Below are 22,649 nucleotides of genomic sequence, written 5' to 3'. Positions count from 1 at the left end.
TATGTTGTCGTTATTTAAAGCAAAACCCCTTGTATCAAAAGAAGAAGAAAGTTGGTTAATTGATGCCTTTATTTGGGCATGCGATAACTTTGATGGTCAATATTTTTTAGAGCATACACAGGTTATCGAGCCGACAGGGCAGTTTTTCCCAGATCAGGTTTCAAGTGTTGAGCAAATGGCGCAAACCGTGTTTAAGCGCGTGCGTGATTACGCAGGCTTACAAGTATGGCCTGTGCAACTGGTTAACCCGAATCAAATGATGCCTCAGCAAATTGCACCTTTTAAATTTGTCAGCTCTAACCGTGGAGCGGATGCGCAGATCGTTAACCCGCCAAGTATCCCAATGAGTTTGTCTTATAACCCAAACCAGATTAATCAACCACAAGACCTCGTTGCCAGCTTGGCAGGAAGCCTAGCTTTGATGATGGTTTATCAAAAAGGTGTTATGCCGCCGGGGGGGAAAGAGCAAATTCCTGCAGCCAGTGATGCATTAGCGTGTTATTTAGGTTTTGGCGTGATGATGAGCAATACCGTCTATCAATTTAAAGGTGGCTGTGGCTCTTGCTATAACCCTTATGCCAACAGGCAGGCGGCGCTTACTGAACCTCAGACAGTGTTTATGCACGCACTGATCTGTCATTTCAAGCCGCAAGTTGATGGTAAAAAGCATCTAAAACCTCATTTGCGCAGTATGTATAAACAGGCGCAAAAGCAGATTAAGGCTTTGCTAAATGAATCAGCCAATCCATACTTGTTAGCGTTAGAAGAGAAGCGCCATGCTCAGTTATCTTGATGAGTTTTTATTAATCGCCATCGCGCATTTTTTTGCGGTGGCAAGCCCTGGGCCTGATTTTGCCATCGTACTTAAGCAGAGTATTCAGCAGGGGCGCAATAACGCCTTATGGACCAGTGCTGGTGTCGGGTTGGGTATATTTGTGCATGTCGCATATTGCTTATTAGGTGTGGCTTTAGTGCTAGCAAACTCACCTGAGTTATTTACTATTTTGAAGTATGTGGCTGGTGCGTATTTAGCCTATATGGGTGTGCAAGCGCTCAGAGCTAGGCCGGCATCTGGTGATGGCAATGTTGAAACGTCAGAGCATGTTCAGGCTGAGTCGGCATTTAAAGCATTTAAGCGCGGCTTTTTAGTCAATGCATTGAACCCTAAAGCGACTTTATTCTTTATGTCATTATTCACACTTGTGATTGCACCAACAACGCCGACTTCAGTGCAAGCGATATACGGTCTTTATATGGCATTAGCAACTTGGGCATGGTTCTCATTTTTAAGTATGGTTTTGAGTAAGCAACCTGTGCGTGCTTTTTTTCATCGAGCAGGACATTGGTTTGATAGAGGCATAGGTGTTGTACTGATTGCCTTGGCAATTCGAGTGGTGGTGTAGCAATGAAAAAGAAACACATTAACTTTGCCTATGGTTCGAATATGTCTACCTCTAGGCTATTTGCGCGTCTACCCAATGCAGAATTACTCGGTGTGGGCACTTTACATGCTTATCAATTGACGTTTGATATGCTTTCTACCGACGGCTCAGCAAAGTGTAATATTGTGCCTGCAAAGCAGCGCGAGGTGTTTGTTCACGGTGTACTGTATGCGCTCGATGACCAAGAGCTTGCGAGATTAGATGCAATTGAAGGTGAAAGATACGACCGTGAAGCGGTGGAAATTGTGCGTCCATGTGGAGAAATACTCATCGCTCAGAGTTACATTGCTAACACTTTTATAGATGTGCACCTGCCTTTTGACTGGTATGTCGAGCACGTTCTAAAAGGCGCGCAAGAGCATCAATTTAACTCAGATTATATAACTCAGATCTCTGCACAAGCATCGCAAAGCGATAGTAATCTTGAACGCGCTGCTAGAGAATGGGCCATCCACAAATTATAAAAGAACAACAACAAGGGACATTATGAAACTCAAGGCATTATTTTCAGCCATGTGTTTAGTTGCTGCAACAAGCAGCTTCAATGCATTTGCACAACAAGTTAAGCCACAAGACGTGGAGCAAGCTGTCAACGACGCTATGTCGCAATTTAACATACCGGGTATTGCCATTGCAGTGGTAGAGAATGACAAAGTTGTGTTAGCAAAAGGGTTTGGTGTCCGTCACTTAGAGTCACAAGCTCCGGTTAATGCGAATACGTTATTTGGTATTGCTTCTAACTCTAAAGCGTTTACCGCTGCGGCGTTGGCTATGCTGGTGGATGAGGGCAAAATTACTTGGGACGATAAAGTCATCAAGTATATTCCTGAGTTTAAATTACATGATTCATATGCCACTCGAGAAATGACCATTCGTGACTTATTAAGTCATCGCAGTGGTTTAGGGTTAGGCGCGGGTGACTTAATGATCTGGCCTGACACTAATAAAGCAGTGTCTGAGCTAATTGAGGGGATCAGCCATTTAAAACCGGTTTCGAGCTTTCGCAGTCAATACGCTTATAACAACTTAATGTTCGTGATGGCCGGTGAAGTTGTTGCCCGTGTAAGTGGTTTAAGCTGGCAAGAATTTGTCGAGCAAAAAATGATGAAGCCGCTTGAAATGACCACGTCTCGTGCTGGTTTTTCTCGTATTGCTAAAGGCAACCAAAACTGGGCTACAGGTCATATTCCAATGGAAGGTAAACTAACGCCTTTCTTTGTGAACTATTTAGAAGATTTTCGTGGTGCAGGCGCCATTGCATCTAACGTCAATGAAATGAGCCAGTGGTTATTAACACAGCTTGATGGCGGTAAAATGCCAAATGGTAAGCAATTGTTTAGCCCTGAGCAGCAAGTACAAATGTGGCACCCGCATATTATGCGTGTGGCGTCTAAAAGTGCCTTTGAAGCGTATCGTCAGCAGTTTAGAGGCTATGGCTTAGGTTGGTCGATTGAAGATTACAATGGCTTCAAAAAAGTCGGTCATGGTGGCGGTATATTAGGTATGGTGTCGCAGGTTGCAATGATCCCAGAGAAAAAGCTGGGTGTAGTGGTTTTATCTAACCAGCAAGCTTACCCTGCATTAACAGCCATTATTAATGAAGTATTTGAAGATGCGTTAGGCCTTGAAGATCAAGACTATGTGACAAAAGCGGCTGAGCGCTTCCACAAAGGTAAAAAAGAAGCTTATGCCAAAGCTGGTGCGGTGAAGCTTGAACAAATACAACCTGCGTTACCGGCACAAAATTATACAGGTACGCTAACCAGCGATTGGTATGGTGATGTGATTGTTGAGTATGTGGCAGATGAACTACGTATTGATTTTACTCATACTAAAATGCTCAAAGGTAAACTAGAGCATCACACTGGCAATACTTTTATTGTGCGTTGGGACAACACACTATTAGAGGCAGATGCATATATCCATTTTGAAATGGATAAAGCACAGCAAGTAAAGTCAGCAAGCATGGAATATGTGAACCCGCACATTACCGACTTTAGTTTTGACTTCCACAATTTGGACTTAAAAGCCAAACGTGCAGATTAGCTTTTAGCTGTTGTAGGCCCGACTAAGTTAACTTAGTCGGGCTTTTTTGTATTAGCATTGATATAAGTTAAATCTTCTAACTAGCACCAAAGTCGCAAAGGCGTTATAAAATAGTTTTGTTAAACTGAATGTGAACTTTCTTGGCAAGGACCCGTTATGCGTACCGCAGTTATCAGTCACCCACATTGTCGTAAACATAAAATGATTGCGGATCACCCCGAGTGCCCAGAGCGTCTTGATGCGGTATCTGACCGATTATTGGCATCTGGACTGGATATTGCGGTGGCTCAAAAAAGTGCCCCTAAAGCAGAGTTAGAGCATATAGCATTGGTGCATGACAGAGCGTTAATCGATAAAGTGCTGACTTCAATTCCGCAAGAAGGATTAAGAGAGCTAGATGGTGATACTTGGCTATGCCCTGATTCGATGAAGGCAGTTGAGCGTGCGGTCGGAGCGGGTATATTAGCGGTTGATGAAATTTTAGCTGAAAGCATTGATGCTGCATTTTGCAATGTCAGACCGCCAGGGCACCATGCTAATCAGTCAACGTCTTCTGGCTTCTGTATTTTTAACAACGTTGCTATTGCTGCCGCTTATGCAAAACAGCAGGGTGTGAAACGTATCGCGATTTTAGATATTGATGTACATCATGGTAATGGCACCCAAGATATTTTTAGAGACGATAAAAGCGTACTGTTTTGCTCATTGTTTCAGTATCCGTTTTACCCTAATACCGCCATTGTAAATACTGACACTGTTATTAACTCACCATTGGCGATAGCCAGTGATGGGGTTGATTTGAAGGCGCTATATTCACAGCAATGGGAGCCTACGTTAAGGGCGTTTAACCCCGAGCTAATCTTTATTAGTGCAGGCTTTGATGCTCACCTAGAAGATGATATGGGCAGCCTTAAATTCACTGAGGCGGATTATCAATGGTTAACGGAGCAGGTTGCTGAACTTGTTAAGCAAACAGAGTGTAAAGGGATTGTCTCTTACCTTGAAGGTGGTTATGCACTCTCTGCACTAGGCAGAAGTGCAGTGACGCACATTAAAGCCTTGGTTGAAGCTTAAGGCTTATTATTCAGAGCTCAGACTATTTAGTCTTGCCTGTAAATCTCACAGGCAAAGTCATATAGATCTTGCAAAGAAGTGAAGCTTAGTTTCGCAATACAGCAATGACCGTCTTGCGCTAATTGCTGCTGCAGCTTTGTAGTTAACTTATCAAGGTTCACGTCAGTGCGCTGGCTTGACGCCAGGTTAAATGCCTCATCACTATTTTGAATATACATCGATCCCCTTTTTTGTTCCTCTGAGAGATAGAAAAGCGCATCAGACAGTGACGACTCACTTTCAATATACTCAATGCTTTGTTCTGTTATGAGCAATAAAGGGAGTGCTTGAATAGTCAAAATTTGTCCTCAATCAAAGTTTGTTTCTTAGCCAATATTATACTGGCAAAGATTGACTCAATGCGAGGAGTGCTTAATGACATCTGAAAGTCGTCAACTAAAGGTCAAAGATATCTTTACCAACCAGCTGCTATCGTGTGATATCAGCACCTCATTATTTAGTGCAGTAACAAAAATGCGTGCGCACAAAGTTAGCTCTATTTTTGTCACGGAAGAAGACAAAATTGTAGGTATCTGGACCGAATCAGATTGCGTTAAGCTCAACTTTTCACAGCAAGGCTTTCAGCAAACCCCTATTGGGGAATTGATGGCTGCGCCAGTACAAAGTGTGCAAATTGATAAAAGCCTCAGTGAAGCTACCATCAAATTTCACCAATTGGGTATTCGTCATCTACTGGTTAAAGATGAGCACTTTGAGCCAGTTGGCGTAGTGTCATTGTCAGATATTGTGCGTAATCAGGGGTTAGATCATTACCTGCATTTTAGGCCAATAGAAGATCATTACGAAAAGAAGGTGACCATTTTAGATAGCAGTGATTGCATCTCTAAAGTCATTGATGTGATGCGAATTAAGCAAGTTACAGCAGTGCTCATAAATAATAAGTCTCTCGGTGAATATGGCATTATTACGCAAAGAGACATTGCTTATATGGTGCTTAACCCTGATTGGCGTATGCCGTGCTGGGAGTTAGCCAGCTACCCAATGCAGTCAGTGGTTCCTAAAGATAGCTTGTTTGATGCTTACCGGTTAATGACTGCAAATTCTATTCGCCATTTAGTAGTCAAAGAGCCAACCACAGAGCAGGTAATTGGCTTGCTGGCATTAAAAAATGTCTTAACCGAAATCGAAACCGCATACTGCAGTGAACTCGAAAAAGTGCTCGCCCAGCGCGACCTTGCGCTGCAAAAATCAGAGAAGAACCTCTACCTAGCAAACCGCATTATAGATGCGTCTCTAGATGGCATTATGATCACCAGAAGTTCAGGTGAAATAATTCAGATAAACCCTGCTTTTAGTGCCCTGACAGGATACAAGGACTACGAAGTATTAGGCAAAACTCCCAATATTTTAAGCTCAGGTATTCATCCGCCTGAATACTATAAACAAATGTGGGATGAGTTAAATGAAAAAGGAGTATGGCAGGGAGAGGTTTGTAATCGTAAGAAAAATGGCGACATTTATGTAGAGTGGCTGACTATTATAGAAATCAATGAGCCTTACAGCGATGACGTGCTATACGCTGCTATTTTTAGTGATATTACAGAACGTAAAAATGCTGAAGAGAAGATTGTTCGCCTTGCCTATTTTGACGAATTAACTGGATTGCCTAATCGTCGTTTGTTTAACGACCGACTTTCAATAGCACTTGCATCAGCACACAGAGATAAACAAAAGTTATCAGTCATGTTCATTGATTTAGACCGCTTCAAAGAAGTCAACGATACCCTTGGGCACAGTGCAGGTGATGAATTACTTGTAAAAGTGAGTGAACGTATTAAAGGGCAGCTCCGAGAAGGCGACACATTAGCAAGACTCGGTGGTGATGAATTTGTGGTGTTATTGACTGAAGTAAAAGATTTGGCCAATGTGGTGTCGTTTGCTAGTGATATTCTAGATTTGCTTGGGCAGCCATTTGAAATTATCGGTATGAGTGTCGGGGCTACGGCATCTATAGGCGCGGCTGTGTATCCCGAAGATGGTTTAGACAGTGAGTCTTTGCTTAAGCACGCTGATGTTGCTATGTACCGCTCTAAAGAGGTGGGGCGTAACTCTTTTCAGCTCTATAAAGCCTCTATGAATGCGCGTTCGTTAGAGCGTTTGTCGATGTTAAGCCGTTTTCAAAACGCTTTAGAATGTAATGAGTTTGAGCTTCACTACCAGCCAGTACAATGTTTAAACGAAGAGCATATTTCGAGTGTTGAGTGTTTGCTCAGATGGCAAGATCCTAATTTAGGTATGATCTCACCTGCTCAGTTTATTCCGCTTGCTGAAGAGCTTGGGTTAATCACTAAATTGGATCAGTGGGTGATCAATAGAGCCTGCGAAAAAATGGCTTTTTGGCGCCATCAGGGTGTTCAACTGCAGCGCATTGCAATCAATGTGTCGGCACAGCATTTACATCAAGGTGAATTGGCGTTAACTGTTGCAAATGCCCTAGAGCGCCACCAATTACCGGGAAGTTGCTTAGAAATAGAATTAACAGAGAGCAGCTTTATTAGTAACTTACATGAAGCGAAGAGCGAGCTGAAAAAATTAAAAGCGTTAGGTGTATCGATTGCACTAGATGACTTTGGCACAGGTTACTCTGCTTTAAGCTACTTAACTAAATTACCAATTGATGTACTTAAAATCGATGCCAGCTTTACCGCAAAAGTGCCTGATGAATATGGTAATAGCGAAATTGTGACTGCCATTGTGGCGATGGCAAAAGCTTTAAAGTTGAAAGTAGTCGCTGAAGGGGTAGAAAAGCAAGTTCAAAAAGAGTTCTTAAAGCGGCTAGACTGCCATTACTTGCAAGGCTATTTGTTCTGTCGGCCTTTAAGTGAATCGCAATGGTTGAGCTTCTATCAAGAGCATACAAGTTCAAATTTAGAAGCACCAATGCATTAACTGCATCGGTGCTTTGTATTAAGGGTAACTTAATCTGAACTTAGGTTAAGAGATTTACTACCTTATAAAGCTTCGAAAGCCACTTCGTAAGAGGTGAATTTACGAATGTTGATAACGCCTTTGTCAAAAATTAAGTACTGACCTTTAATGCCTTCAAGTACGCCTGACACTTCAGGATCTTTGTCGAAGTTAAACGAGCTGATCTTGGTCGGGTATTCTGTGACAGGGAAATCTAAATCAACGACTTCTTCGTCTAATTGTTCAATGGCGGTGGCACCAAACAACTCAGCCAGCTCATCTAATTTAGCTTGAATTTGTGGGATAAGCTCAGCAGCAGCGGCTTTTAAATCAACATCGACACTGACGCCTTTGAGCATATTGCGCCAATTGGTTTTATCGGCAATGAACTCGGCTAAAGCGACTTCTACGAGACCTGACTGTAAGCGTGTTTGCACTTTAAAAATTGGCAGCGCTTGTGTCGCACCTTGGTCAATCCAGCGTGTAGGAATTTGTGTATGGCGGGTAATGCCGACTTTTAACCCAGATGTATTTGCAAGGTAAACATAGTGCGGGATCATGCAGTTCGCTTCACCCCATTCAGGCTCGCGACAGGTACCTTGATCAAAATGACAGGTTTCAGGCTTCATAATACACATGTCACAGCTAGCCAGTTTTTTCATACACACAAAGCAATGACCTTGTGAGTAACTTTTTTTGGTTTTTTTACCACAGCTGCAACAGAAAATATTACCTGTGAAAGTTAGCTTAATCGCTTTACCAAAATATTGGTTTAGATTAACCAATTCATCGCCTAGTGGAAGATGATATTGAATCGGTTGAGTGTGATCTGCTTTTAGTTTACGCAGTGTACCTTGCATCTTTACGCCCCTAAAGATGTGAAAATTTAAGTGCGCAGTCTAGCAAAGCTGGTGGCTAGTTAAAAGAAAGGCCCTATAAAGGGCCTTTAATCATCTAAATAGATGTGAGATTACTGTTCGCGAGCAATGGCGCGATAAGCGATATCAGTACGGAACTCAACGCCGTCCCAATTGATTTCGTTTACCAGTGCATAAGCGCGTTTTTGTGCTTCAGTCACTGTGTGACCAAGTGCTGTTGCACAAAGGACACGACCGCCTGCTGTTACAACGTTTTCGCCGTCTTGCTTAGTACCTGCGTGGAATACTTTCTCGCCTTCAGCATAATCAACACGAAGACCTGAGATAGCATCACCTTTTGGATAGCTACCAGGGTAGCCTTTCGCTGCAAGCACGACGCCTACCGCTGCACGTGAATCGAACTTAATTTCAGTTTGATCTAGCTCTTCACGGTTTGCCGCTTGAATTAGTTCTACTAAATCAGACTGTAAACGTAGCATGATAGGTTGAGTTTCAGGATCACCGAAACGACAGTTATACTCGATTACCTTAGGTGTACCATCAGCGGTGATCATAAGACCTGCGTATAGGAAACCTGTGTAAGGAGCACCTTCACTAGCCATACCTTCAACAGTTGGGTTGATCACTTCGTTCATGATGCGCTCATGAATATCAGCGGTTACAACTGGTGCAGGAGAATAAGCACCCATACCACCCGTATTAGGACCTTGGTCGCCATTGTATGCACGTTTATGGTCTTGGCTTGTTGCGAATGGCAGCACGTTTTTACCGTCAACCATGACGATGAAAGAGGCTTCTTCACCTTCAAGGAACTCTTCGATAACAACACGACTACCCGCTTCACCGAATGCATTTCCAGCAAGCATATCGCGGATTGCTTCTTCCGCTTCTGCTTCTGTCATTGCAACGATCACACCTTTACCTGCAGCAAGGCCATCAGCCTTAACAACAATCGGTGCGCCTTTTTCTTTTAGATAAGTAAGTGCAGGTTCGATTTGTTCAAACGTTTGATATTCCGCAGTAGGAATATCGTGTCGTGCTAAGAAATCTTTTGTGAATGACTTAGAGCCTTCAAGTTGCGCTGCTGCCGCTGTTGGGCCGAAAATAGCTAGACCTTCTTCACGGAAACGGTCAACCACACCAATAACTAATGGTGCTTCAGGGCCAACAATGGTTAGCTCGACGCTATTGTCTTTTGCAAATGCAACGAGTGCATCTAGGTCTTCAACACCAATTGCCACATTTTCTAACTTAGGCTCTAGTGCAGTACCTGCATTACCAGGTGCAACAAAAACGGTTCTTACAGAAGGGTTTTGAGCGGCTTTAAACGCAAGAGCGTGTTCACGGCCGCCACTGCCAATGACTAGTACATTCATGGCGTATTTATCCTATTATAACTTTTTGAATTTTAGGGTCATGCGATCGCTTTCTCCAATTGCCTTATACTGCTCAGCTTTTTCTTCACCTAAAGCTAAACGTGGTGGCAATGTCCAAACACCTTTCGGGTGATTAGCGCTATCAAGAGGGTTAGCGTTAATTTCGCTTGCTTCTACCAATTCAAAACCTGCTTTTTTAGCAACTTCGATAACATAGCTTTGCTTCATATACCCTGATGACTTTTGGTCTTCGTCGGCACGGTGTTCTGGTAAACGGTGTTCAACAACACCTAAGATACCACCCGTTTTAAGCGCTTTATTAAATGCTTTAAATGCACTTAAAGTGCTGTCTTCGCCACCACGCATGTACCAGTTGTGTACATTACGGAAAGTTAAAACCATGTCAGCAGAGCCAGTAGGGGCAATGTCTGAGTGAGTGACCGGTGCAAACTCGGTAATTTTTACTTCGCTAAAGCGAGTATCTTCAGCCACTTTCTGTTTAAAGCCAGCCAGTGAGCGCTGGTAATAACCTACTTTTGAATCAGCAGGGAAATGCGCTGCATAAAAAGTACCCTGGCCTTTAACAGCAGGTGCTAAGATCTCTGAATACCAACCACCACCAGGCGCAATTTCAACCACTGTCATATTTGGCTTAAGGCCAAAAAACTCAAGGGTTTGTGCTGGGCGACGGTATTGGTCACGAGCACGGTTCTTATCAGAACGTGCGCTATCAGCAACTGCCGATGTTAACTGTGCAGAGCTAGATGATGTAGATGAACCTGTTGCAGAACAACCTGCAATAGCAGTTACAATGCTAGCAGCGAGAAGTGTTTTTAAACCGAATTTCATTTTTTATGTCCTTCACTTTGAGTGTGTTTTAAGCAGACTACTTGAAATTGGGAGAAAGAAAAAGCACGAAACGATGAATGTTTCGCGCATCTCGATTAGTGACGGAAGTGGCGCATGCCAGTAAATACCATCGCCATGCCAGCTTCATCAGCTGCCGCGATAACTTCTTCGTCACGCATTGAACCACCTGGTTGGATAACCGCAGTGATACCCGCTTCAGCAGCGGCATCAATACCATCACGGAATGGGAAGAATGCGTCAGAAGCCATTACAGAACCTTTTACTTCTAGGTTCTCATCAGCCGCTTTAATACCAGCAATCTTCGCAGAGTAAACGCGGCTCATTTGACCTGCGCCTACACCGATTGTCATACCGTCTTTTGCGTATACAATTGCGTTTGATTTAACGAACTTCGCGACTTTCCAGCAGAACATTAAATCTTTTAGTTCTTGTTCAGTAGGCTGGCGCTTAGAAACCACTTTAAGGTCACCCATTTCAACCATGCCTTGGTCACGGTCTTGTACTAAAATACCGCCATTAACACGTTTGATGTCAGCTTGCGTCGTTTTGCTTGACCATTCGCCACACTCAAGAAGACGAACGTTCTTCTTAGCAGCAACAATTTGCGTCGCTTCTGCAGAAATACTTGGTGCGATGATCACTTCAACGAATTGACGAGAAACAATCGCTTCTGCTGTGTTTGCATCTAGCTCACGGTTGAATGCAATGATGCCACCAAATGCAGACGTAGGGTCTGTTTTGAAAGCACGGTCGTAAGCTGCAAGAATGTCTTCATCTACCGCTACGCCACATGGGTTTGCGTGTTTAACGATAACACACGCTGGCTTGTCGAACTCTTTCACACACTCAAGTGCTGCGTCAGTGTCAGCGATGTTGTTGTAAGAAAGCGCTTTACCTTGTAGTTGCTTTGCAGTTGCAACTGAGGCTTCTTCAAGGTTGTTTTCAACATAGAAAGCTGCATCTTGGTGAGAGTTTTCACCGTAACGCATATCTTGCTTCTTAGTGAATTGCATGTTGATAGTACGAGGGAACTTAGTCTCAACAGCAGCTTCTTCAGTGTAGTCAGGAACCATTTTACCGAAGTAGTTGGCAATCATACCGTCGTATTGTGCTGTGTGCTCGTATGCTGCAATCGCAAGGTCAAAACGTGTTTGGTACGTCGTTGAGCCTTCGTTTGCTTGCATGTCTGCAATAACGCGATCGTAATCTGATGCGTTTACAACAATCGTTACGTCTTTGTGGTTTTTAGCTGCAGCGCGAACCATAGTCGGGCCACCGATGTCGATGTTTTCAATCGCATCTTCTAAAGTACAACCTTCTTTTGCAACAGTTTGTGCAAACGGGTAAAGGTTAACAACAACCATATCGATAGCCGAAATGTTGTTTTCTTCCATCACGCCTTCGTCTTGGCCGCGACGACCTAAGATCCCGCCATGTACTTTCGGGTGAAGGGTTTTTACTCGGCCATCCATAATTTCTGGGTGACCTGTGTAGTCAGATACTTCCGTGGCAGCAATGCCGTTCTCTGTTAGTAGTTTAAACGTACCGCCAGTTGAAAGTACTTCTACGCCTTGTGCACTTAGTGCGCGGGCAAATTCAACAATACCGGTTTTATCTGACACGCTTAGTAGCGCGCGACGAATTGGACGATGTATATCCATGATGGTTTGGGTTTCCTCAATGATTACTTAAGGGCTAGCTTAGAAGTGGGCTATTTTAGCCTAAAACGAATGAGAAAACGATTAAAAAGGCAGAGAAGAGGGTGAGAAAAACTGAATTTATGCTGTTGGTATTTTGTACAAAGCATGGTTAATTGAAATTTAAGTATTAGTTGCTTGCAGTGCTAAATTGTTAAAATTTAGGCAATAAAAAAGCACCCTAAGGCGCTTTTTTATTAATACCAACCCTCTTAATCAAGTGATTTATCTTGAGGCAAGTAAAATTAGTCGATAGCTAGGCAAAAATTTTGCAATTTAGTTGTTCTAAATAAGGAATTTTTAACGAAGCTAGCGCCAGTTTTAGTCCCTCAAAATAATTAAGTATTATTGAGGGTTGGTACAAGCATCAAGCAGAAACTGAAATTAGTTCATGCCGTACTTTTTAAGCTTCTTACGAAGAGTACCACGGTTGATACCTAGTAAGATCGCAGCACGAGTTTGGTTACCACGAGTATAAGTCATTACTTCTTCTAAAAGTGGTGCTTCAAGCTCAGAAAGAACAAGATCGTAAACGTCTTGTACGTCTTGACCGTTAAGCTGTTTTAAATAGTGGTGTACAGCTTTTTTTACTGCATCGCGCAAAGGTTGCGGTTTCTCTTGTGACTGAACGTGAGCGTTAGTAATAAATGGAGAAGTCACATTTTGTTCGAACATCTTTATGTCTCTTTCTTAGTTAGCTGCTAGTGTTTTAAAGTATTGCTCTAATGCCTCGATTTGCTCTTTTGGCGTTTCAAGGGCATTAAATACTCGCCTAAATTGACCTTCTTGGTCATGGGCCTGCAAATACCAAGATACATGCTTGCGTGCGATGCGCGCTCCCATCGGCTCCCCATAGAATTGATGAAGGTTCACTAAGTGCTCCATCAATATGCTTTGCACTTCAGACAATGCTGGTGCAGGCATATGCTCTCCGGTTCGCAAATAATGGTCTATCTCTCGGAAAATCCAAGGACGACCTTGGGCGGCTCGACCAATCATAATGGCATCTGCGCCCGTATATTCCAGTACCTGCTTCGCTTTCTCTGGAGAGGTAATATCTCCATTGGCAACCACAGGAATTGATATTGAACGTTTAATATCCCGAATAGTGGCATATTCAGCTTCCCCTTTGTACATGCAAGCACGCGTGCGACCATGCACAGCCAAAGAAGCAATTCCATTACGTTCAGCTATCTTTGCAATCTCAACACCATTGCGGTTATCGGTATCCCAGCCAGTACGGATCTTTAATGTCACCGGTACATCAACAGCTGCGACAACTGCCTGAACAATTTCTTCAACCAGTTGTGGATACTGCAATAATGCAGAGCCTGCTAATTTCTTATTCACTTTCTTCGCGGGGCAACCCATATTGATATCTATGATCTGCGCACCGTTATCTACATTGAACTGGGCTGCCTGTGCCATCAACTCAGGATCGGCACCTGCAATTTGTACAGAGCGAATACCAGACTCACCAGAATGATCCATACGGTTCATCGATTTATCTGTTTTCCATACTTTTGGATTTGAAGACATCATTTCTGACACCGCAAGACCGGCACCCATTCGACGACATAGTTGTCTGAATGGTCTATCAGTGATCCCAGCCATTGGTGCTACGATCAAGTTGTTTTCAAGTTGGTATGGACCTATACGCACTGCTATCCAAATCTGCCTCGTTTCAAGGGGCGCTAAGTTTACGGTTTTTTTTGAAAAAATCAAAGGCTAATAATTGAACATTATTGCTTTTTTTTTGAACTTTATATCTTGACTTTTGATAACAGTTTGAAGGGGCTTTCTTATTGGTGGTTTTTTAAGCAAAAACAGCATGTATGAAGAAAAATAATTTAGGTCATGAAAGTGAAAAAATCGTAAAGCCTGTTAAACACAGGCTTTAGCTGTTACAAGTTACTAACTCTACAGACAGAGTATTTTGCTTAACTTGCTTTCATTTGACCACTTACGCGCGTCCATTCCCCTTCTTGCGCAATTGCTTCAAGGTCAATAAATGGCGCATAAACATCGGCAACAGATTGTGCTTGCTCTTCTAAAATACCTGACATGGCAATCGCACCTGTTGGCTTTAAGAAGCCAAGAATGATTTCATGTAGTTCTCGAAGTGGCTGAGCAAGGATATTTGCTACCACAATATCAGCATGAAACTCAGGTTGGTTTTCAGGTAGATATACTTCAAGCTGGTCGGCTACGCCGTTACGCTCTGCATTATCTTTAGACGCAATCAATGCTTGCGGGTCAATATCAACTCCAATCACGCGCTCAGCACCAAGTTTGATTGCAGCAATGCCTAAAATACCTGAGCCACAACCAAAATCGACCACTGTTTTACCCGCCAAATCTTGGCTTTCTAGCCATTTTAAACAAAGGGCGGTTGTTGCATGTGTTCCAGTACCAAATGCAAGGCCTGGATCTAGCAGTACGTTTACGGCATTTGGTTCTGGAATATCACGCCAGCTAGGACAGATCCAAAGTCGCTCACCAAATTTGATTGGGTGGAAGTTATCCATCCATTCGCGTTCCCAATCTTTGTCTTCTAGCTGTTCTATTTTGTAAGTAAGCGTATCAGCAACATTGGCTTTTAGATACGCGACAACTACGTCCATATCGTGTGCAGCATCGAACAGACCAATCACCATGGTTTCTGGCCATAAGATGACTTCGCCCGGCTTTGGTTCGTATACCGGAGTATTACTGCCGTCCATAAAAGTGACTGATGGACAGCCTACGTCTAAAAGTAAATCACTGATTTGGTCAGCGCTTTCTTTGTTAGCGTGAATGCGAATTTGGATCCAAGCCATGGGTATTCCTAAATAATAAGTTAATAAAAAGGCCGCTTATAGCGGCCTTCAAAATAAGTTTTTTTTCTTAGCCTTTAACGTCTAAGAAGCTCTTTAATAAGTCTGAGCGTGAAGGGTGGCGAAGCTTACGAAGCGCTTTAGCTTCAATCTGACGAATACGCTCACGTGTTACGTCAAACTGTTTACCTACCTCTTCTAATGTGTGGTCGGTATTCATATCGATACCGAAACGCATACGAAGAACTTTTGCTTCACGAGCTGTTAAGCCTGCTAACACTTCGTTCGTTGCACCACGAAGACTTTCCATCGTTGCTGAATCAATCGGAGACTCAATTGTCGTGTCTTCGATGAAATCACCTAAGTGCGAATCTTCGTCATCACCAATTGGTGTTTCCATTGAGATAGGCTCTTTCGCAATCTTCAATACCTTACGGATCTTGTCTTCAGGCATCATCATGCGCTCAGCAAGCTCTTCAGGGCTTGGCTCACGACCCATTTCTTGTAGCATCTGACGTGAAATACGATTTAGTTTATTAATCGTTTCAATCATATGTACAGGGATACGGATTGTACGTGCTTGGTCAGCGATAGAACGTGTAATTGCCTGACGGATCCACCAAGTTGCATAAGTTGAGAACTTATAACCACGGCGATATTCGAACTTATCAACTGCTTTCATTAGACCAATGTTACCTTCTTGGATAAGATCCAAGAACTGTAGGCCACGGTTGGTGTATTTTTTCGCAATTGAAATTACAAGACGTAAGTTCGCTTCAACCATTTCTTTTTTCGCACGGCGAGCTTTAGCTTCACCAATACTCATACGACGATTGATGTCTTTGATACGCTCAATGGTTAAACCTGTGCTTTCTTCGATCGCTTTCAATTTGTTGATACAGCGCTCTACTTCAGGCTTAACATCTTGTAGTTTTACTGAGTACTTTTCGTTAGCTGCAATTTCAGCGTCAACCCAAGCCATATCAGTTTCGTTGTTAGCAAAGTGCTTAACAAAAGTCTTCTTCGGTACCTTGGCGATTTGTACCACTTGCTTCATGACAATACGTTCTTGAACACGTACTTTGTCCATCATTTCACGCATGTTGTTAACCATGCGATCGAATTGCTTAGGTACTAATTTGAAAGTACGGAAGTGGTCACCAATTTCAGTGATTGCTACTTGCGCTTCAGGGTGAGCACGACCTTTTGTTTCAAAGATAACGCGTGCAGCATTATAAAGTTCGCGAAGTTTTTCGAAGTTTTCGCGTGCTTCTTCAGGATCTGGACCTGTATCTGCTTCTTCTTCGTCTTCATCATCTGAGTCATCGTCTTCATCATCAAGCTCTTCTTCGCTTAATTCTGAACCGATGTGTGTAGCCGAGATTTGGGTCTCTTCAGCATCAGGATCAAAGAAGCCAGAAATAATATCGCTCAGGCGAATTTCTTCCGCTTCAAATTTATCCCATTGCTCAAGCAGGTAAGTGATTGCTTCAGGGTACTCAGCAACTGAGATTTGTACTTGGTTGATACCCTCTTCAATACGCTTAGCGATTTCGATTTCGCCTTCACGTGTTAGTAGTTCAACAGTACCCATTTCACGCATATACATGCGTACCGGGTCGGTAGTACGACCGATTTCTTTTTCCACAGTTGCAAGTGCGGCAGCGGCTGCTTCAGCAGCATCTTCGTCTGTCGTAGTTTCTTGCATCATTAGTTCATCGGCATCTGGTGCATTTTCAGCAACCTTGATACCCATATCATTGATCATACTAATGATGTCTTCTACTTGATCTGAATCTATGATGTCCTGTGGAAGGTGATCGTTAACTTCTGCAAACGTTAAGTAACCTTGTTCTTTACCTTTCTGAATCAGAAGTTTGAGTTGTGACTGAGGAGATTGATCCATAGAGAATTATGCTTCCACTCTGATAAGTTGATACAACAGGCGCTAGCACTACAGCATTTTAAGCTAGACGCACGTGAATAGAACATTATAACAGCAATGATTAATGTTCGCTAGTCATTCTAACGTTTAAGTGCCTGAGTTAATAACGCAAGCTCGAGTTTTTCGTCTCTACTTAAACCGTCGGTTTTGTCTTTTATTAATAGGGTCTCGTGTCGGTAATTTAAACACTGGTTTTCAATAAACTGAAAAGAATCTTTAAAATAATCTTCCAGCTTTTCATCAGCGACACCATGTTGCCAAACAGCCAGTTTTTTTAAAGCATCAAACTCAGGTGTATCTCTATATTGTTCGAGAAGTTGTGCCGTTGTTATGTCTATGTTTTGCAAACATAGGTGCTGTATGTTGAGCAGCAGTTGAATGCCGGGAATGGCCATTTCGGCAAGTTCAGGCATATACTCGACACTACTAGCAAGCTTAGGGTGCTGTAGCAATAAACCAATAGCACCACGCATAGGAGTCACTTTGAACTTTCTTTCTATTGAAAGTTGCTCATTTGGGTTATCGACCTTTTTAGCGAGCTGCTCTTTCGTTCGACCGATCAGCTTTGCCAATGTTTCTAGCAGGTTTTCTTGATAGAATTCACTGGGCACTTTAGAAATAAGCGGTAATGCATCGCTCATTAACTTGGCTTTTCCAGAGTCGGACGTGACATCGCAATTTTCTAGTAACTTGCGAAACAGTACTTTGGAAAAATCTTCAGCCTGATCTAAGCGAGATTCAAATGCGTCTTTGCCTTCTTCTTGCACCAGTGAATCTGGATCTTCACCATCCGGTAAAAAAACAAAGCGCAAAGACTTGCCGTCTTTCAAGTTGCTCAAAGCGTTCTCGAGTGCCCGCCAAGCCGCATCGCGACCGGCTCTATCACCGTCATAACAACAAATGACTAAATCGGTTGTTCTGAATAGAGTTTGCATATGCTCTGGTGTTGTGGCAGTGCCTAGTGCCGCTACTGCGTAACTTATGCCTTGTTCTGCTAATGCCACAACGTCCATATAGCCTTCAACAATGAGCATTTTTTCAAGCTTACTATTCGCTTGCTTTGCTTCATATAAGCCATACAACTCAAGACTTTTGTGGAAAATGCGTGTTTCAGGCGAGTTTAGGTATTTAGGGCCTTGATCATCACCCATCACACGTCCGCCAAAAGCGACGACACGACCACGCTTATCACGAATAGGGAACATCAATCTATTACGGAAAAAGTCGAATTGCTTTCCAGGTGTTTTTTCTGATGCGAGTTTCAATTCGAGTAGTTGTTGCTTTTGTGCTGGATTGCGAGCTAGTTGTCCGCCTAATGCATTCCATTCGTCAGGGGCATAACCAATGAGGTATTTTTGAACCGTTTCTCCAGATAAGCCTCTACCTTTAACATAATCGATGACTTGTGTGGCATTTTTATGATGTTTCAACTGGTGTTGAAAGAATTTTGCTGTTTGCAACATTAAGTCATAATCAGACTTTTTTTCTTGCATGCTGCGTTCAGGTTTACCTGAACCTTGCTCACGAGGTACTTCTAGATTTAAAAGTGCAGCGAGTTCTTCAATGGCATCAACAAACTCTAGTTTGTCGTAGTCCATCATAAATGAAATAGCGTTACCGTTAGCGCCACAACCAAAGCAATGGTAAAACTGTTTATCTCTAGAGACAGTGAATGAGGGAGTTTTCTCGTTATGAAAAGGGCAGCATGCTTGGTAATCTTTGCCCGCTTTTTTTAGGCCAATACGATTATCAATCAGGTCAACAATATCGGTTCTATCGAGCAGTTCGTCGATAAATTGTCTGGGAATTTTTCCTGCCATAAATACTCTAGAGCTTATACGAAGAAACCGAGCGCGTGGCTCGGTTTACTTAAACATACTATCAGTATGAGGGATTATGCGCTTAATCTTTGCTTAATTAAACCAGAAACTTTACCTAAATCGGCTTTACCTTCTGCTTTTGCTTTGATTAACCCCATAACTTTACCCATGTCTTGCATACCTGCTGCACCTGATTCGGCGATTGCAGCATCAATCAAAGCTAAGATTTCTTCTTCAGTCAAAGGCTGAGGTAAGAAAGCTTCAAGTGCTTCAATTTCATTGGCTTCAATTTCGGCTAAATCATCACGACCCGCATCTTTATACTGGGTATATGAATCACGGCGCTGCTTAACTAACTTAACTAAAACAGAGGTAATACCTGCATCATCTAGTGTCGTTTTATTGTCAATTTCACGCTGCTTGATTTCAGCAAGAACCATACGAATTGCACCAAGGCGAACCTTGTCTTTTGCTTTCATAGATTCTTTTTGTGCGTCTTTTAGCTGTATTAAAAGGCTCATTTATACAAGACCAAAAACGGATTAGTATAATTTAACGCGACGTGCGTTTTCGCGAGAAAGCTTCTTCATGTGACGCTTTACTGCAGCAGCTTTTTTACGCTTGCGCTCAGCTGTTGGCTTTTCATAGTGCTCGCGACGACGAACTTCTGAAAGGATACCTGCTTTTTCACATGAACGCTTGAAACGACGAAGTGCTACGTCAAACGGTTCGTTCTCTCTTACTTTAATTACTGGCATTAAAAATTCACCTACCTAATTTATGAGCTAAGCTCATCTGATCAAATACTGACCACGTGGTTCAAAAATGGTGCGGTATTGTAAGCTGAAGCATTGCCGCGTGTAAAGACTAAATTTTAGCAAATTACTTAGCATTTTCTTAATTTCGCTGATAAAGTCTGCAAAGTACTTGTCCTGCTTGTTTTTCTTTTAATACTTGCCAATTCTCAGGGGCATCAAAAGTACATTCTTTTTCAACTTCAACATAGATTAATGCCTCATCAGCAAGCCAATCATTCAGCTCAAGTAAATGGCAGCTTGGTTCTGCAAGCCCTTTTCTAAAAGGAGGGTCAACAAAAACTAAATTAAACTTAGCACCTTGATTTTCAATAGTTAAGTGCTCAATGGCACTTGTGTTTATTATGTTTGTGTTATCTAGTTTTAAGGTATTGGCATTGTTTTTTAATTGTTCAGCTGCCTTTTTATTTAATTCGATAAAGGTTGCATGTGCTGCAAATCGTGATAAACATTCAAACCCCAAGCCGCCAGACCCTGCAAAGCAATCAAGTACATTGGCACCTCTGGTATCTTGCATTAACCAATTAAACACCGTTTCCTTGACTCTATCAGTCGTTGGGCGCAGTCCTTCTAAATCATTAACAGGTAACTTTCGGCCGCGAAATTGGCCACTAATGATCCTAATAAAGCCATTATTCTTGATTCGTTGAGGTGCTGATTTTTTTCTCATGCTTTTGACATCAAACTGATTGTTATTTGGTGCTTAAATTAACCTAGGCAGCATTTTTACTACCTAGTGTTACGTGATACACTGGGCAAAGTTTTCAGTACAACTCTTATTGGCTAACTAAAAGCTTTGTTCTACCAGGGCGAGTTAGTTTATCAGACTTTATCTATATGGTATTTAGCGGGTATGGGAAAAAAGAATAAATTTCTGTCTTGGTTAGGCTTTGGCAAAAAAGATGAAGAGCAACAAAAGGCTCAACAAGCAGAAGAGCAGGCGCGATTAGAAGCTGAGAAGTTGGCGCAAGAAAAAGCCGAACGTGAAGAAGCAGAGCGCTTAGCGCGTGAAACCGAAATGGCTGAGCAAGCACGTTTAGAAGCTGAAAGACTAGAGCAAGAACGCATTGCTAAAGAAAAAGCCGAACGTGAAGAAGCAGAGCGCTTAGCGCGTGAAACCGAAATGGCTGAGCAAGCACGTTTAGAAGCTGAAAGACTAGAGCAAGAACGCATTGCTAAAGAACAAGCCGAACGTGAAGAAGCAGAGCGTTTAGTGCGTGAAGCAGAAGCGGCTGAGCAAGCACGTTTGGAAGCTGAAAAACTAGCTGAAGAAAAAGCCGAGCAAGAACGTATCGCAAGAGAACAAGTCGAGCGTGAAGAAGCAGAGCGTTTAGCGCGTGAAGAAGAAGCGGCTGAGCAAGCACGTTTAGAAGCTGAAAGACTAGAGCAAGAACGCATTGCTAAAGAACAAACCGAACGTGAAGAAGCAGAGCGTTTAGCGCGTGAAGCAGAAGCGGCTGAGCAAGCGCGTTTAGAAGCTGAAAGACTAGAGCAAGCACGCATTGCTAAAGAACAAGCCGAACGTGAAGAAGCAGAGCGTTTAGCGCGTGAAGTAGAAGCGGCTGAGCAAGCGCGTTTAGAAGCTGAAAGACTAGAGCAAGCACGCATTGCTAAAGAACAAGCCGAACGTGAAGAAGCAGAGCGTTTAGCGCGAGAAGCAGAAGCGGCAGAGCAAGCGCGTTTAGAAGCTGAAAAGCTAGAACAAGAACGTGTTGCTAAAGAACAAGCCGAACGTGAAGAAGCAGAGCGTTTAGCGCGAGAAGCAGAAGCAGCAGAGCAAGCGCGTTTAGAAGCTGAAAAGCTAGAGCAAGAACGTGTTGCTAAAGAACAAGCCGAACGTGAAGAAGTAGAGCGTTTAGCACGCGAAGCCGAAATCGCTGAGCAGGCTCGATTAGAAGCTGATAAATTAGCTGAAGAAAAAGCCAAAGCGGAAAAACCTAAAAAAGAAGGTTTCTTCTCTCGCCTTAAAAAAGGTCTTTTAAAGACAAAAGCAAATATTGGCTCTGGCTTTGCTTCTATCTTTAAAGGTAAGAAAATTGATGATGACCTATTTGAAGATCTAGAAACGCAACTGCTTACCGCTGATTTAGGTGTCGATACCACCATGAAGCTGATCGACAACTTGACAGATGCCGCTGACAGGAAGCAACTTAAAGATGGTGAAGCTCTTTATGACTTAATGAAGCAAGAAATGGCTGAAATGCTAAAAGTTGCAGAAAAGCCATTAGAAATTAATGCGGATAAAAAACCATTTGTGATTTTAATGGTGGGCGTAAACGGTGTTGGTAAAACAACGACAATTGGTAAGCTTGCCAAGCAGTTCCAACAAGAAGGCAAGTCAGTGATGTTGGCAGCAGGTGACACTTTCCGTGCAGCAGCAGTTGAGCAGTTACAAGTTTGGGGTGAACGTAATGATATCCCAGTTGTTGCTCAGCATACAGGTGCTGATAGTGCATCAGTGGTGTTTGATGCTTTCCAAGCAGCAAAAGCACGTAATGTTGATGTGTTAATTGCCGATACTGCGGGTCGTCTTCAGAATAAAGACAACTTAATGCAAGAGCTTGAAAAAATTGCGCGCGTTATGAAAAAACTGGACCCTGATGCGCCGCATGAAGTCATGCTGACCATCGATGCTGGTACTGGTCAAAATGCTATCAGCCAAGTTAACCTATTTAATAAAGCGGTCGGCTTAACAGGTATCACCTTAACTAAACTAGATGGTACCGCGAAAGGTGGTGTTATCTTTGCTGTTGCCGATAAGTTCCAGATCCCTATTCGTTATATTGGCGTCGGTGAAGGCATTGATGACTTGAGAACTTTCAAAAGTGATGATTTCATCGAGGCGCTATTTAGCCAAGACGATTAACCATAGAAATAAAAGGGAGTATTAACTCCCTTTTTGG

General features: G+C 42.7%; 20 protein-coding genes. 7 read left to right on the top strand and 13 right to left on the bottom strand.

Features of this window, described 5'->3' with window-relative positions:
* The first annotated feature begins 1 nt into the window (after position 1).
* The 5 genes from ACGHEH_RS04680 to ACGHEH_RS04660 all read left to right on the top strand — a co-directional run bounded on the left by ACGHEH_RS04680 (position 2) and on the right by ACGHEH_RS04660 (position 4,562).
* Positions 2 to 793, top strand: coding sequence for a hypothetical protein (locus ACGHEH_RS04680; protein ID WP_390442201.1), 792 nt, complete (start codon positions 2 to 4; stop codon positions 791 to 793).
* Positions 777 to 1,403: a LysE family translocator gene (locus tag ACGHEH_RS04675; protein ID WP_390442198.1), complete on the top strand. Its 627-nt coding sequence runs from the start codon at positions 777 to 779 to the stop codon at positions 1,401 to 1,403. Before ACGHEH_RS04680 ends, ACGHEH_RS04675 begins: the two co-directional genes overlap by 17 nt.
* Positions 1,404 to 1,405: 2 nt before the next feature.
* Entirely contained in the window at positions 1,406 to 1,906 is a 501-nt protein-coding gene (locus tag ACGHEH_RS04670; RefSeq protein ID WP_390442195.1) for a gamma-glutamylcyclotransferase family protein, read from the top strand.
* A gap of 22 nt (positions 1,907 to 1,928) precedes the next feature.
* Positions 1,929 to 3,488: a serine hydrolase gene (locus ACGHEH_RS04665; RefSeq protein WP_390442194.1), complete on the top strand. Its 1,560-nt coding sequence runs from the start codon at positions 1,929 to 1,931 to the stop codon at positions 3,486 to 3,488.
* 156 nt (positions 3,489 to 3,644) lie between these two features.
* Positions 3,645 to 4,562 carry a histone deacetylase family protein gene (locus ACGHEH_RS04660; protein ID WP_390442191.1) on the top strand — a complete coding sequence of 306 codons (918 nt, stop codon included), beginning with the start codon at positions 3,645 to 3,647 and terminating at the stop codon, positions 4,560 to 4,562.
* Positions 4,563 to 4,588: 26 nt separating this feature from the next.
* Here the strand turns inward: ACGHEH_RS04660 and ACGHEH_RS04655 are convergent, their stop codons facing one another.
* Positions 4,589 to 4,900, bottom strand: a complete 312-nt coding sequence (locus tag ACGHEH_RS04655) for a hypothetical protein (RefSeq protein ID WP_390442189.1) — start codon at positions 4,898 to 4,900, stop codon at positions 4,589 to 4,591.
* Positions 4,901 to 4,976: 76 nt separating this feature from the next.
* Between ACGHEH_RS04655 and ACGHEH_RS04650 the strand changes: the two genes are divergently transcribed.
* Complete coding sequence (locus ACGHEH_RS04650) at positions 4,977 to 7,511, top strand: EAL domain-containing protein (protein WP_390442187.1); 2,535 nt, start codon at positions 4,977 to 4,979, stop codon at positions 7,509 to 7,511.
* Positions 7,512 to 7,573: 62 nt separating this feature from the next.
* On the opposite strand, the gene ACGHEH_RS04645 is transcribed toward ACGHEH_RS04650, so the two are convergent.
* From ACGHEH_RS04645 to rsmD, 12 genes are all read right to left on the bottom strand, one after another.
* On the bottom strand, positions 7,574 to 8,389 hold the full coding sequence (locus ACGHEH_RS04645) for a DUF2797 domain-containing protein (RefSeq protein ID WP_058030958.1): 816 nt from the start codon (positions 8,387 to 8,389) through the stop codon (positions 7,574 to 7,576).
* A gap of 110 nt (positions 8,390 to 8,499) precedes the next feature.
* Positions 8,500 to 9,783 carry a phosphoribosylamine--glycine ligase gene (gene purD, locus ACGHEH_RS04640; protein ID WP_390442183.1) on the bottom strand — a complete coding sequence of 428 codons (1,284 nt, stop codon included), beginning with the start codon at positions 9,781 to 9,783 and terminating at the stop codon, positions 8,500 to 8,502.
* 15 nt (positions 9,784 to 9,798) lie between these two features.
* Positions 9,799 to 10,632 carry a class I SAM-dependent methyltransferase gene (locus ACGHEH_RS04635; RefSeq protein ID WP_390442180.1) on the bottom strand — a complete coding sequence of 278 codons (834 nt, stop codon included), beginning with the start codon at positions 10,630 to 10,632 and terminating at the stop codon, positions 9,799 to 9,801.
* Between the two features lie 95 nt (positions 10,633 to 10,727).
* On the bottom strand, positions 10,728 to 12,314 hold the full coding sequence (purH, locus tag ACGHEH_RS04630; RefSeq protein WP_058030955.1) for a bifunctional phosphoribosylaminoimidazolecarboxamide formyltransferase/IMP cyclohydrolase: 1,587 nt from the start codon (positions 12,312 to 12,314) through the stop codon (positions 10,728 to 10,730).
* 420 nt (positions 12,315 to 12,734) lie between these two features.
* Complete coding sequence (fis, locus tag ACGHEH_RS04625; protein ID WP_005491017.1) at positions 12,735 to 13,025, bottom strand: DNA-binding transcriptional regulator Fis; 291 nt, start codon at positions 13,023 to 13,025, stop codon at positions 12,735 to 12,737.
* A gap of 15 nt (positions 13,026 to 13,040) precedes the next feature.
* A complete protein-coding gene (gene dusB / locus ACGHEH_RS04620; RefSeq protein WP_390442177.1) occupies positions 13,041 to 14,012 on the bottom strand; it encodes a tRNA dihydrouridine synthase DusB in 972 nt (323 codons plus the stop codon).
* A gap of 278 nt (positions 14,013 to 14,290) precedes the next feature.
* A complete protein-coding gene (gene prmA, locus ACGHEH_RS04615; RefSeq protein WP_390442174.1) occupies positions 14,291 to 15,169 on the bottom strand; it encodes a 50S ribosomal protein L11 methyltransferase in 879 nt (292 codons plus the stop codon).
* Positions 15,170 to 15,236: 67 nt separating this feature from the next.
* A complete protein-coding gene (gene rpoD / locus ACGHEH_RS04610; RefSeq protein WP_138567345.1) occupies positions 15,237 to 17,072 on the bottom strand; it encodes an RNA polymerase sigma factor RpoD in 1,836 nt (611 codons plus the stop codon).
* Positions 17,073 to 17,191: 119 nt separating this feature from the next.
* A complete protein-coding gene (gene dnaG, locus ACGHEH_RS04605; protein ID WP_390442171.1) occupies positions 17,192 to 18,931 on the bottom strand; it encodes a DNA primase in 1,740 nt (579 codons plus the stop codon).
* A 74-nt stretch (positions 18,932 to 19,005) separates the two neighbouring features.
* Positions 19,006 to 19,452: a GatB/YqeY domain-containing protein gene (locus ACGHEH_RS04600; protein WP_138567347.1), complete on the bottom strand. Its 447-nt coding sequence runs from the start codon at positions 19,450 to 19,452 to the stop codon at positions 19,006 to 19,008.
* Positions 19,453 to 19,473: 21 nt separating this feature from the next.
* Complete coding sequence (rpsU, locus tag ACGHEH_RS04595; protein ID WP_010362466.1) at positions 19,474 to 19,689, bottom strand: 30S ribosomal protein S21; 216 nt, start codon at positions 19,687 to 19,689, stop codon at positions 19,474 to 19,476.
* A gap of 139 nt (positions 19,690 to 19,828) precedes the next feature.
* The gene (rsmD, locus tag ACGHEH_RS04590) at positions 19,829 to 20,416 is read right to left on the bottom strand and encodes a 16S rRNA (guanine(966)-N(2))-methyltransferase RsmD (protein ID WP_390442164.1); all 588 of its coding nucleotides are present in this window, start codon (positions 20,414 to 20,416) and stop codon (positions 19,829 to 19,831) included.
* A gap of 183 nt (positions 20,417 to 20,599) precedes the next feature.
* Here rsmD and ftsY point away from each other — a divergent pair, with 183 nt between their 5' ends.
* Complete coding sequence (ftsY, locus tag ACGHEH_RS04585; RefSeq protein ID WP_390442161.1) at positions 20,600 to 22,612, top strand: signal recognition particle-docking protein FtsY; 2,013 nt, start codon at positions 20,600 to 20,602, stop codon at positions 22,610 to 22,612.
* Positions 22,613 to 22,649 lie beyond the last annotated feature (37 nt).

This window comes from Pseudoalteromonas sp. MTN2-4, assembly GCF_042848605.1.
Taxonomy (GTDB): Bacteria; Pseudomonadota; Gammaproteobacteria; order Enterobacterales; family Alteromonadaceae; genus Pseudoalteromonas.
This window is presented reverse-complemented; position numbering and strand designations above follow the sequence as displayed.